We start from the raw sequence: 13,565 nt of genomic DNA, 5'->3' as shown, positions 1-13,565 counted from the left end.
AAACCTTTAGCTAATATAACTAAGATTTTAATATTAAAGATAAATATGTATAAAATTAAATATATTATAGTTTTTATTTCATTGTTAATAACAAGTTTAAATGCAAACCAACTAAAAAAGGTTACATTACAACTTTCGTGGTTTAATCAATTTCAATTTGCAGGTTATTATGTAGCAAAAGAAAAAGGTTTCTTTGAAGATAACGGTTTAGATGTAACAATAAAACCTTTTAATTTTGGAATAAATGCAGTAGATGAGGTAGATTCAAAAAAAGCAGATTTTGCCGTTGCAAGGGAAACTTTAATATTAGACAGAGTTGCAGACAAAAAAATTGTAGCTTTATATGCATTATTTCAAGAATCTCCATTAGTATTATTATCTTTAAAAAATTCTGCAATTAATAATATTGAGGATTTTTCAAATAAAAAAATAATGACAACAATAGATGATGCAAGTGAAGTTTCAATTAAAGCAATGCTTCTATCAAAAAATCTAGATTTTAAAAAACTAAACTTTTTAGAACATACTCACGATATTATGGATTTAGTTAATGGTAATACAGATGTGATTTCAGCATATTTATCTAAAACACCATTTGATTTAAATAATATGAATATATCATATAACGTTTTTGCCCCAAGTGATTATGGCTTTAATATGTATAGTGATTTTTTAATTACAAATGAAGATTTGATAAATAATGATTTGAAAACAGTAATGGCTTTTAAAGAAGCAGCATTAAAAGGTTGGAATTATGCTTTTTCAAATATAAAAGAAGCCTCTCAATTAATTTATAATAAATACAATGAGCAAAATTTATCACTAGATGCAATTGAATATGAAGGTGATGTTTTAAAAAGTATGGCATTTTCTGATGCAAATAAATTAGGAGAAATAAGATTAGAAAAAATCCAAAGAATATACGACCTTTACAATGTAATGGGATTGATTAATAATCAAATAGATATTAAAAAGTTAGTTTTAAAACCTGGTTCAGAAATATTTTTAAATAAAGAAGAGAATAGCTATGTTGATAAAAATAGATCAATAAATATGTGTATTATTCCAAATGTTAAACCTTATAGTTTTGTGCAAAACCATGAATTTTCAGGATTTGTTGCTGATTATATGAAGATAATTGAGGAAAAAACTACATTAAAATTTAATCTTGTTGAAACTAAAAATTTTAAAGAATCACTAGATTATTTTAAAAGTGGAAGATGTAATATATTGGCTTCTGCTGAAAATATACCTGAAAGAAGAGGTTTTGCAAATTTTACTAAACCTATTATTGACGTATCACTGGTTTTAGTTACAAAAGATAATAGAAATTTTATTGATGACATATCTGTTCTAAAAGATAAAAAAATAGGAATATATAAATATTATTCTTTTAATAAAACATTAAAAGAAAAATATCCTGAGCATAATTTTGTTGATGTTAATAGTATTGAAGAGAGCATAAAAAAGATTAAAAAAGGTGAGCTTTATGGACATATTGATTTAATCTTAACTTCATGGGATAAAATTCAAGAAAATGAGTTTAATAAGCTAAAAATATCAGCAAAACTAAATCAATCAGTTCCTTTATCAATTGCCGTTAGAAAAGATGATTTAATTATGTATAAAATTTTAAATAAAGCAGTTGAATCAATATCTGAAGAGGAAAAAGATAAGATACTTCAAAAATGGCTAACAATTGAGTATAAAAAAGAGTTTGATTATGATTTACTTTGGAAAGTATTTGTAGGATTTATATTTATTCTGGCATTTTTTATTTATAAACAAATACTTCTAAGAAAGATGAATAACACATTACAAGATAAAGTTGATGAAAAAACAAAAGAGTTACAGCAAATAAATCTTGAACTAGAAGAAAGAGTAAAAAAAGAGGTAAATGAAAACCTTAAAAAAGATACTCTTTTAACAAAACAATCAAAGTTTGCAGCAATGGGTGAGATGATACAAAATATTGCCCATCAATGGAGACAACCATTATCTGTAATCTCAACTGGAGCTAGTGGACTAAAAGTTAAAAAAGAGATTGAAGGAAAAATTGATGAGAAATTATTAGATGAAACTTTAGTTAAAATTATTGATACTACAAATCATTTGTCAACAACGATAGATGATTTTATGCATTTTTTCAAACCAAATAAACAAAAACAAATATTTAAAATAGAAGACGCAATAGATAAAACACTTAATATCTTTAATTACAATATAAACAATAAAAAAATTGAAGTTATAAAGAATATTGATGATGTTAGTTTGAATAGTTTCCAAGGTGAATTTATTCAAATAATTATTAATATAGTAAATAATTCAAAAGATGCATTCAAAGAAGAAAATTGTTCAGAAATGTATATTTTTATAGATGTTAAAAGTAAAAAAGATGAGGTTGTTATTGAGATAAAAGATAGTGCTGGTGGTATAGATGAAGAGATTATTGATAAAATTTTTGAACCATATTTTACTACAAAACATCAATATCAAGGAACAGGTATCGGTTTATATATGTGTAAACAAATTATTGATAAGCATATGCATGGTTCAATAGAAGTTCATAATAAAGAATATACATATAAAGATAAATTACATAAAGGTGCATCTTTTTTAATTAAGTTAAAAAAATAGAGTTAGAAATGAAGAAAAAAGAGTTTAAAAAATTAATTAATAATTTACCTAAAAATCCTAGTGTTATGGCAAGGGATAAATATTTTAATTCAGCAGTTATAATACCTATTATTAAAATAGATAAAGAGTATTATATTTTATTTCAAAAAAGAGCAAAACATATAAGACAAGGGGGAGATATATGTTTTCCTGGTGGTGGATATGAAGAGATTGACAAATCATTTAAACATACAGCTCTTAGAGAGATCAAAGAGGAATTAGGTATTGAAAAAAAAGATATAAAAATATTTGGTCAATTAGATACATATGTTGCACCAATAGGAGCTGTTGTTGAACCTTTTGTTGCAAGAGTTAAGAAAAAAGCTTTAAAGAAAATGAAAATTGATAAAAATGAAGTTGAAAAAACACTTCTGATACCAATTAAATTTTTTAAAGAAAATCCAGCAGTTGAATACACTCTAAAATATGAGGTTCATCCCTATACTTTTGATGAAAATGGAGAAAAAGTTATCCATTTTCCAGTTGAAGAGTTAGGTCTTCCTGAAGCTTATCATAAACCTTGGGGACATAGAAAGCATAAAGTATGGGTATATGATTATGAAGGTGATATAATTTGGGGATTAACAGCTGTTATAATAAATGATTTATTAAAAAAAATCTAACTATATATCTTTTAAAATCCTTTGGTTATAATACTTTAAAAATTTAGGAACAAAGGGTTTTTATGCAATACATAACAATAGACAATAAACACATATATCCTTCAAAAGTAGTTTGTATAGGGAGAAACTACACTGAACACATAAAAGAATTAAACAATGAAACTCCAGATGAAATGGTTTTTTTTATAAAGCCTAATTCTTCAGTTTCTAATAATCTTATATTTCCAAAAGGTCATGAAAGCTGTCATTATGAAGCAGAGATATCTTTTATGATTGAAGAAAACAAAATAAGTGCTGTGGGATTTGGTTTAGATTTGACTTTAAGAGATATACAATCAAAACTTAAAAAGAAAGGTTTACCTTGGGAAAGAGCAAAAGCTTTTGATAACTCAGCAGTTTTTTCAAAATTTATACCTTTTAATAAAGATATTACAAAACTATCAATTGAGTTATATATAAACTCTCAGTTAAAACAAAAAGGGGATTACTCTTTGATGATTAATAAACCAGATGAGATTATAAAAGAGGCAAATAGCTTTTTAACTTTCGAAGATGGAGATATCTTGATGAGTGGTACTCCTAGCGGTGTTGGTGAATATAAAGTTGGAGATATATTTGTAGGAAAAATTCTTTATGAAGATGAAGTGATTGTAGAACAAACTTTTAAAGCTATTTAGAAAGTTTTAAAAACAATTAAAACAAAAAATTATATATTAAATTAATTCTTAACTTGTTTTGTTTTGATAGAATTTGCAAAAATAAACAATTTTGAGGAAAATATGAAATATAATGAATTATCTCCTGAAGAATCTTACGTTATAGATAATAAAGGTACTGAAAGACCTTTCTCTGGAAAATATAATGATTTTTATGAAGAAGGAACTTATCTTTGTAAGAAATGTAACTCTGCGTTATATGTATCAGAAGATAAGTTTAGCTCTGGATGTGGCTGGCCTAGTTTTGATGATGAAATTAAAGGTTCAGTAAAAAGAGTTCCTGATAAAGATGGAAGAAGAGTAGAAATTGTATGTGCAAATTGTGGAGCACATTTAGGTCATGTTTTTGAAGGTGAAGGTTTTACTCCTAAAAATACAAGACATTGTGTAAACTCTATATCTTTAAAATTTGAAGATAAAGAAAAATGTTGTGAGGAGCACGCTTTTGCATATTTTGCAGCAGGATGTTTTTGGGGTGTAGAGCATCATTTTGAAAATTTTAGAGGTGTTCACTCTGCTGTTTCTGGATATATGGGTGGACATTTTGATAACCCAACTTATCAAGCTGTGTGCACTGGTATGACTGGACATTTAGAAGCTGTTAGAATTGAATTTGATGAATGTGTAGTTTCATTTAAAGAGTTAGCACAACATTTTTTTGAAATACATGATTTTACTCAAACAAATGGACAAGGTCCAGATATTGGAAACCAATATCTATCTGCAATATTTTATTTAGATGAGAAACAAAAGCGAGCTGCACTTGAATTAGTTGATCAATTAGAAGAGAAAGGTTATAAAGTTGCAACATCTTTATATGAAGTTGTTAAATTTTATGAAGCTGAAGAGTATCATCAAGATTATTATAAGAAAACTGGAAAAGTGCCTTATTGTCACACTTATAGAAAGATTTTTTAAGAAAAAGTTTAAAGTAGTTTGAATAAGTTACTAAAACGTAACTTATTCTTTTGTTCCTAAGATATAATAAACTTCTTTTTTATCAAGTTTTTGTACATTTACATTATATTTTTCCGCCCAATGCTTTACTTCATTGTGGAATTCTTCTAAAATTTCATCTGCATCATTCTCATCACATTTGATTTTTAAATATTCTGATGAGTTAGATAATCCAACATACGCGTTCATCTTTTTTAAATTGTCATTTAAACTAATTACATGTTTTGAAAATTTTTCAAAATCCTTAGTTTGTTTAATCATTGTTTCCGCTTGTTTTAATGATGATTCACTTTTTGTATAACCTAGTTGTGAAAGTAAAACTTCAGGTGAAACTTCTAAATGCATACTGCTCCTTTTAATTATTTAATTTGATAATATCAAAAAAATTATGAATATGACTTGAAATAAATATATTAAATATAGAACTTATCTATTTTAACTTATTTTCTTTTTTATAAAATATAATTTAATATTTTTATGCTGTTCTTCTTTTTTCTTCTTTAAATATTTTAATAAAATCATCCACTATTCTAGGATCAAGATGTTGAGACATCTCTTTTTTCATCATAATTAAAGTTTCAAATGTACTTACTGCATCTTTATAAACTCTTTTCGTAGTTAATGCATCAAAGACATCACAAATTCCTATTATTTTTGCAAAGAGATGAATATCTTCATCTTTTTGTCTGTCTGGATATCCTGTTCCATCCATTTTTTCATGATGATTTCTAATTCCTGCTAAAATATTTCTATTTGTAATACCCAGTCTTTTTGCTAATAACCATCCTAAAAGTGGATGTTTTTTCATCTCATTAAATTCATATTCTGTTAAAGTTCCAACTTTATTTAAAATACTCACTTTGATTTTGCTTTTGCCTAGATCATGTAATAATGCAGATATTCCTAAATCTTGAATATCATTTTCTTTTAAACCTAGATGTTTTCCTAAACAGATGGCATATACACTAACATTTAATGAATGTGTATGGGTATAATAATTTGATGCAAGTATTGAAATAAAAGAATTAATCATAAATTTTTTATCTAAAATAATTTTAACCATATTAGTAACAATATTTTTTACTTCACTATAATTAGCTAAAGATTCTGGGTCTTTAAACATTTTGTCAATTGTTAAGCCAACTTCTTCATAAAACTTATCCATATCATTTGGTATAACTTTTTGGTTCATAAAACCATTAAAATATTTATCATAAAATTTTTTTTCACTTTCATGAACATATAAATATCTATATGCAATAAGCTCATCTACACGATTTTTCAATATTTTGTAATTTTTGCATAAAACTAAAGATACTCGCTCTTCAATTGTATTTTTAGCATAAATATCAAAATCAAATTTTTCATTTTTATTTATTATTACTTTGTCTATCAAATAGTATTTGTTGATAAAGTAGTCTCCTTCAGTAGACATTTTATCCCTTTTTGTAAGCATTTTAATATTTTCTTGTGTTTAAATGTAGAAAATATATTTTATTATGTATTTTATTATATTTTTTAAAAACTCTTCTTAAATATAGTAATTTAGCTTTTATATATATTCATATTTTTTTAGATAAAATTTTTAAAATTGTAAATAAAAAATATTAGGAAAATTTATGAGTGTATTATTACAAATGGCAATGTTCCCTACAGATCATGGTGAAAGCAAAAGTGAATATGTTGCAGAAGTTATAAAAGTTATTAGAGAATCGGGATTTCCTTATCAATTAACACCTATGGCAACTATTATAGAAACTGAAAAATTATCAGATGCTTTAAATATAATTCAAAAGTGTTATGATACTTTAGATAAATTAGATTGCAATAGAGTATATGCTCCAATTACATTTGATATTAGAAAAGGTCATAAAAATAGATTAAAAGGAAAAGTGGAATCTATTGAGAATAAGATAGGAGAAGTATCAAAATAGTTAAAATAAACTTTTTTGTACCCCAATATTTTCTTCCCCTAAAGCTTTTAATTTAAAAGTTTTTCTATGTTCACTAGAACGCCCATATTGTTTAATTTTTTCAATATGGGCTTTAGTTCCATATCCTTTATGTTTATCAAAGTCATAATCTTTAAATTGCGGTGCAATTTCATACATATATCTATCTCTACTAACTTTTGCCAATATTGAAGCTGCACTTACTTCTTTTATTGTTGCATCGGCCTTTATTTTATGAGCTAAATTTGAAATTCCAAAAGAAGTATTGCCATCCATTAGATATTCAACTGCTTCAAGGTTTTCCATTATCTCTTGGATAGAACTTTTTAAACAGCTACTAATCCCTTTTTCATCAATCTCTTTCGCACTTTTAAATACAATATGATATTTTGTATTTTCAATTATTTTTGGATATAATTCTTCTCTTTTTTTTTCAGTAAGCTTTTTTGAATCATCTAATTCATCAATTTTATTTATAATTACTACACCTGCAACAACTAAAGGGCCAGCTAGTGGTCCACGACCTGCTTCATCAATTCCACATAACATATCTATTCCTATTTATTATCAAAAAAGTTTATTATTTTATTATAGTAGTAAAATTATAGCTTATTAATTGTATAATAAAGTTTTATGCTGGAGAAGAAATGAGTAGAAAGATTTTTGTTATTATTGTGATTATTATCACATTTATTCTTTCATTGATATATTTTTTTAAAAAAGACCAAACTATTGAGATAGGCTTTGTGGGTGGTTTAAGTGGAAAATATTCAAATTTAGGTCATTCAACTTTAAATGGGCTTATTTTAGCATTTGAAGATATTGAATATACAGTTAATGGTAAAAAAATTAGAGTAGATATTAAAGATGATATGCAAGATGAAAAAGTTGCAAAAGATATAATTAACTCTTTTATTGATAAAAAAATTAATTTAATTGTTGGAAATACAACAAGTTCAATGACAAAAATCTCTTTATTAGAAATACCAAAAAACAGCAATATATTTTTATTTTCTCCAACCGCTAGTAGTGGTGAATTTTCAAAAAAAGATGATAATTTCTTTAGAGTTCAAGGTGCCTTAACAAAAGAGAAGTTTAATGAATTATCAAATTACTTTTTAGAAAACAATGTTTTAAATATGTATGCTATTTATGATGAGAAAAACAGTAATTATGTTAATAATTATATGAATAATTTTGAAAAGTCATTTTTATCAAAAGGTGGTAAACCTTTTTTAAAAAAATTAAAAATAAATAAAGACTTCAGTCTGATTGCAGATGAGATTAAATCAAATAATTCAATTGATGGCTTATTTATAATTGGTAATTCTTTAGATTCTTCTAGATTGATACAATATTTAAAGATAAAAGATATAAATAAAACTATTTTTGTCTCAGGATGGGCAAAAGGTTCTGAATTTTTGGAAGATGGTGGAAAAGCTGTTAATGGTACAATTTTTTTAGATTCTTTTGATGAAAACTCTAAAGATCCAAGTTACTTAAAGTTTGTGAATGATTATAAACAAAAGTTTAAAACAGAACCAACAATTTTTTCAGCTCAAGGTTATGAAGCGGGGAAGGTTATTATTGAAATATTAAAAAAAGATGATAATTTAGAAAATTTTAAAAAGAATTTATTAGAAATAAAAGAGTTTAAAAGTTTGCAAGGATTTATTACTTTTGATGAATTTGGAGATATTCATAGAAAACAAAATTTAACAATTGTAAAAGATAATAAGTTTGTAAAAATAAAATAACACGGGAAAAAATGAAAAATAGTAGTTTTAAAAAGCAGATTATACGAAGTTTGGCGCTGTTTATTATTTCAGTTATAGTAGTTATTGGTGTTTTGTCTATTTCAAATATTTATAACACAAAAATTGATTTGATTAAATTTAATCAAAACCTTGTTTTAAAACAAGTAAATGATAGAATCGATTCTTTATTAAATCAAATAGAGTATTTATCAAGCCATATAGAAAATAAAATTGACATGGAAAATAGAGATATAGCATTTAATAATATTTTAGAAACAAACAAAGATATTTCTTCAATTTTAATACTTAATCAAAATGGTACTTTAGAAGAGATATACATAAAAAACAAAGAAAAACAAAATATATATAAAGGTTTTGATTACTCAAATAAAGAGTATTATAAAAAATTAAAAGATAAAAAAAATTATTGGTCTAATGTTTTTTTATCCTCTTTAGATGAAACTCCAACTATTTCCTATAGTTTTAGAATTAAAAATAAAATAGGTGTAATACTTATAGATCTAACTGAGATTTCAAATTTTATCTTAAAATTTAAAAATCAAGATGATAGTTATATGATTAGGGTATTTGATAGAAATGGTGCATTAATTATGGATCCTACAAATATTCAACTTGTTTTACAACGTTTTAATGCAAGTTCTTCAGAAGTGTTTACAAAACTAATAAATACAAAAGAGGTAAATGAAGAAGCAATTTATTATTCAATACTTGATAATGAAGAGCAATATGGTTCATATTTTAAAAATGAAAAAACAGATTGGAATATTGTTGTAAGAGAAAATTATAATAATATTTTAAAATCATTGAATAACATTATATTTTTATACTTAGGTTTAATTTTTTTATTTATGATTTTAGGAATATTTCTGACTTTTAAAATCTCTAAAAAGATATTTAGTTCTTTTGATAAAATTTATACAGTAACATCAAAAATTGCAAATGGTGATTATGAGACAAAAGTTGAAGATAGTGATTTTCAAGAATTTAATATGTTATTAGACAGCTTTTATAAGATGCAAACAGAGATTGATAAAAGAGAGGATAGTTTAGAAAAATCATTAAATAGTTTTAAATCTCTTTTTAATTCAACTATGGAGTGTGTAATTTTATCCAAAGGTTATGAAATAGTTGATGTAAATGATGTAACAGTAAAACTATTTGGCTTTAAATCAAAAAATGATGCAATTGGAAGAAATGTTTTAGATTATATAGTTGATGATTATAAAGAGTTAGTTGCAGAAAATTTTAAAAAAAATGTTGATGTTCCTTATGAGGTTGAATTTATAAAAGAGGATGGAGATATCTTTCACTCTTTAGTACAAGGTAAATTCTTAGAACTAGATAATGAACAAGTTAGAGTTTCTGCTTTAATTGATATTACAGAATTAAAAAATAAAGATAGGTTACTATATCAACAAACTAAAATGGCATCTATGGGTGAGATGATAGGTAATATTGCTCACCAATGGAGACAACCTTTAAATGTGATTAGTACAAGTGCAAGTAGTGTAAAACTTGAAAAAGAGTTTGGTATCTTAGATGATAAACAATTAAATGAATCAATGGATATGATTGTACAAAATGCTTTATATCTTTCAAGAACAATTGATGATTTTAGAAACTTTTTTCAAACAGATAAGAGTTTAGAAGTTTTTGAAGTAAAAACAGTGGTTGAAAAGGCTTTAAAACTTATCCAATCTAGTATAAAAAATCACAATATAATTATAAAAAAGAGTTTTTTAGAAGAGGCGTTTACTGTTGAAGGTTATCCAAATGAATTTATGCAAGTTCTTATTAATATGTTTAATAATTCAAAAGATGCATTTTTATCAAATCAGATTCAATGTAGAGTTATAGAGATAAAAGAAGAACTGTATGATGATTGTTATAAACTTAGAATAGTTGATAATGCAGGAGGAGTTCCTGATAATATTTTATATAAGATATTTGATCCATATTTTACTACTAAACATAAATCACAGGGTACTGGTATTGGGCTTTATATGTCACATCAGATTATTACAGATCATATGAAAGGGAATTTATACGTAAAAAATGTTAATTTTAAATATGAAAATATAAATTATAGAGGTTGTTCTTTTACAATTAAACTGCCAAGAGAAAGTACTCATAACTATACATACGAAATATGACTTGACAAATTATCACTCAAGTTGCTATAATGCTATTAGCAATTAAAGTATAGGAGTGCTAAATATGAATAAACTATTCGAAAAACTAACAAACCAAATGCATGAAACTATTGATTCTTCAGTAGCTTTAGCATTACATAATAAAAACCAAGAAGTTGAAGTGATCCATTTATTATGGGCATTATTAACAAATACAAATTCTGTATTAAATCAATTATTAAATAAAATGAATATTGATAAAGCAGCAATTGAACTTGAAGCAAAATCTTATGCAGCTAAACTTCCAGCTGTATCAAATCTTAAAAAAGAAAATATTAAGTTATCAAGAAATTTTGTTGACAGTTTACAAAAAGCTGAAGGACTTATGGCTAAAAATGGAGACAAATTTATAGCTGTAGATACTTGGCTTATATCAAACTTTGATTCAAATGCCGTGAAAGATGTTCTTGCAAAATATATAAATCTACATGAAGCAAAAAAAGAGCTTGAAGCTATGAGAGCAGGTGCTACAATAAATAGTGCAAGCGCAGATGAAAATCTCGAAGCTTTAGATAAATATGGAATTGATTTAAATAAAAAAGCTATAGATGGTGAACTTGACCCAGTTATAGGTAGAGATGAACAAATCAATAGAATGATGCAAATCTTAATTAGAAAAACAAAAAACAATCCAATCTTACTTGGAGAACCAGGTACTGGTAAAACAGCAATAGCAGAAGGACTGGCTCAAAGAATAGTAAATAAAGATGTACCAACTTCACTTTTAAATAAAAGGGTTGTGACACTTGATATGAGTTCAATGATCGCAGGTGCAAAATATAGAGGTGAATTTGAAGATAGATTAAAATCAGTTATTGATGAAGTAAAGAAAGCTGGAAACATAATTTTATTTATTGATGAAATACATACAATTATTGGAGCAGGGGCTAGTGAAGGTTCTATGGATGCTGCAAATATTCTTAAACCAAGTCTTGCAAGAGGTGAACTTCACACTATTGGTGCAACAACATTAAAAGAGTATAGAAAATATTTTGAGAAAGATACAGCTATGCAAAGAAGGTTTCAACCAGTTAATGTTGATGAGCCAAGTGTAAATGAAGCTTTACAAATCTTAAGAGGTATAAAAGAGAGATTAGAAACTCACCATAATGTTACTATTAATGACTCAGCATTAGTAGCAGCTGCAAAACTAAGTGATAGATATATTAGTGATAGGTTTTTACCAGATAAAGCAATTGACCTGATAGATGAAGCAGCAGCAGAACTTAAGATGCAAATAGAATCGGAACCAACAGCATTGTCTAATATAAAAAGAGAGATTCAAACAATTAATGTGGAAAAAGAAGCTCTTAAAATGGAAAAATCTAAAAAAAATAAAGATAGATTAGAAGAGATTGAGAAGGAACTGGCAAATCTAAATGAAGAAAAACAGAGTTTAGAAGTAAGATTCCAAACAGAAAAAGAGACATTTAATGCAGAAAGTTCTTTAAAAGCAAAAATTGATGAACTTAGAACAAAAGCTGAGAGAGCTAAGAGAGAATCAAACTTTGAGCAAGCAGCTTCTATTGAGTATGGTGAGATTCCAGCATTAGAAGATAAAATTAAAGAGAACCAAGAGAAATGGGACAGAATGCAAAAAGAGGGAACTCTTCTTAGAAACTCTGTAGATGAAGAGGCAATTGCAAGTATAGTTAGCAGATGGACAGGAATTCCAGTTAATAAAATGATGGATTCAGAAAAACAAAGGGTTTTAAAAGTTGAAGATGAACTAAAAAAAGATGTAGTAGGGCAAGATGAAGCTTTAAAAGCTATTAGTAGAGCAATTAAAAGAAATAAAGCAGGTTTATCTGAGGAAAGTCGTCCTATTGGTTCATTTATGTTCTTAGGACCAACAGGGGTTGGTAAAACTGAAAGTGCTAAAACATTAGCAAGATTTTTATTTGATGATGAAAAAGCTCTTATTAGATTTGATATGAGTGAATATATGGAAAAACATGCTGTAAGTAGACTTGTTGGTGCAGCACCTGGATATGTTGGATATGAAGAGGGTGGACAGTTAACTGAAGCTGTAAGAAGAAAACCATATAGTGTAATACTATTTGATGAGATAGAGAAAGCACATCCTGATGTATTTAATATATTATTACAGGTATTAGATGATGGAAGATTAACAGATAACAAAGGTGTAACAGTTGATTTTAAAAACACAATAATCATCTTAACTTCAAATATAGGTAGTGCAAAGATTATAGAAATATCAGATAAAGAGGAAAGAAGAAAAGAGGTTCTAAATGATTTAAAAACACATTTTAGACCAGAATTTCTAAATAGACTTGATGATATTGTGATATTTGAGCAGTTAGGATTAGATGCAATTACAAATATTGTAGATATTTTATTTGCAAATATTAAAAAAAGAGTTGAACAAAAAGATATAAAAATTTCTTTAACACAAAAAGCAAAAGAGTATATTGCAAAAGTTGGATTTGATCCAGTGTATGGTGCAAGACCTCTTAAAAGAGCCATATATGAGGTGGTTGAAGATAGATTGGCAGACTTGATTTTAGAAGATAAAATAGTAGAAGGTTCTAGTGTTGAGTTTGATATTCAAGGGGATGAGGTTATAACAAATATTAGTTAATTATTATAAAATACTTAAACTAAAGAAAGTTTAAGTATTGTTTAAATATAATACGCGACTTAATTTGTG

At 26.0% G+C, this 13,565-nt stretch carries 11 protein-coding genes; 8 read left to right on the top strand and 3 right to left on the bottom strand.

The features are described from left to right. Window positions 1-45 precede the first annotated feature (45 nt). The 4 genes from ACKU3H_RS15370 (at window position 46) to ACKU3H_RS15355 (ending at window position 4,933) form a co-directional block, all read left to right on the top strand. Window positions 46-2,637, top strand: a complete 2,592-nt coding sequence (locus tag ACKU3H_RS15370) for an ABC transporter substrate-binding protein (protein WP_320034744.1) — start codon at window positions 46-48, stop codon at window positions 2,635-2,637. An 8-nt stretch (window positions 2,638-2,645) separates the two neighbouring features. Next, on the top strand, window positions 2,646-3,299 hold the full coding sequence (locus ACKU3H_RS15365) for a CoA pyrophosphatase (RefSeq protein ID WP_320034743.1): 654 nt from the start codon (window positions 2,646-2,648) through the stop codon (window positions 3,297-3,299). Between the two features lie 62 nt (window positions 3,300-3,361). Beyond that, window positions 3,362-3,976, top strand: a complete 615-nt coding sequence (locus tag ACKU3H_RS15360) for a fumarylacetoacetate hydrolase family protein (protein ID WP_320034742.1) — start codon at window positions 3,362-3,364, stop codon at window positions 3,974-3,976. A 102-nt stretch (window positions 3,977-4,078) separates the two neighbouring features. Then, window positions 4,079-4,933: a bifunctional methionine sulfoxide reductase B/A protein gene (locus ACKU3H_RS15355; protein WP_320034741.1), complete on the top strand. Its 855-nt coding sequence runs from the start codon at window positions 4,079-4,081 to the stop codon at window positions 4,931-4,933. Window positions 4,934-4,975: 42 nt separating this feature from the next. Here the strand turns inward: ACKU3H_RS15355 and ACKU3H_RS15350 are convergent, their stop codons facing one another. Continuing rightward, entirely contained in the window at window positions 4,976-5,317 is a 342-nt protein-coding gene (locus ACKU3H_RS15350) for a hypothetical protein (protein ID WP_320034740.1), read from the bottom strand. Between the two features lie 130 nt (window positions 5,318-5,447). Beyond that, entirely contained in the window at window positions 5,448-6,407 is a 960-nt protein-coding gene (locus tag ACKU3H_RS15345) for an HD-GYP domain-containing protein (RefSeq protein WP_320034739.1), read from the bottom strand. A 184-nt stretch (window positions 6,408-6,591) separates the two neighbouring features. Between ACKU3H_RS15345 and ACKU3H_RS15340 the strand changes: the two genes are divergently transcribed. Beyond that, a complete protein-coding gene (locus tag ACKU3H_RS15340) occupies window positions 6,592-6,906 on the top strand; it encodes an MTH1187 family thiamine-binding protein (protein ID WP_320034738.1) in 315 nt (104 codons plus the stop codon). On the opposite strand, the gene ACKU3H_RS15335 is transcribed toward ACKU3H_RS15340, so the two are convergent. Then, window positions 6,907-7,479, bottom strand: coding sequence for a ribonuclease HII (locus ACKU3H_RS15335; protein WP_320036489.1), 573 nt, complete (start codon window positions 7,477-7,479; stop codon window positions 6,907-6,909). Window positions 7,480-7,571: 92 nt separating this feature from the next. Here ACKU3H_RS15335 and ACKU3H_RS15330 point away from each other — a divergent pair, with 92 nt between their 5' ends. The 3 genes from ACKU3H_RS15330 (at window position 7,572) to ACKU3H_RS15320 (ending at window position 13,496) form a co-directional block, all read left to right on the top strand. Next, window positions 7,572-8,681: an ABC transporter substrate-binding protein gene (locus tag ACKU3H_RS15330; RefSeq protein ID WP_320034737.1), complete on the top strand. Its 1,110-nt coding sequence runs from the start codon at window positions 7,572-7,574 to the stop codon at window positions 8,679-8,681. 11 nt (window positions 8,682-8,692) lie between these two features. Further along, on the top strand, window positions 8,693-10,855 hold the full coding sequence (locus ACKU3H_RS15325; protein WP_320034736.1) for an ATP-binding protein: 2,163 nt from the start codon (window positions 8,693-8,695) through the stop codon (window positions 10,853-10,855). A gap of 64 nt (window positions 10,856-10,919) precedes the next feature. Beyond that, entirely contained in the window at window positions 10,920-13,496 is a 2,577-nt protein-coding gene (locus ACKU3H_RS15320; protein ID WP_320034735.1) for an AAA family ATPase, read from the top strand. The last annotated feature ends 69 nt before the right edge of the window (window positions 13,497-13,565 follow it).

It is taken from the genome of Halarcobacter sp. (genome assembly GCF_963675975.1).
Lineage (GTDB): Bacteria > Campylobacterota > Campylobacteria > Campylobacterales > Arcobacteraceae > Halarcobacter.
Note: the sequence above shows the minus strand (reverse complement) of the source record. Positions and strands in the feature narration are given on the sequence as shown.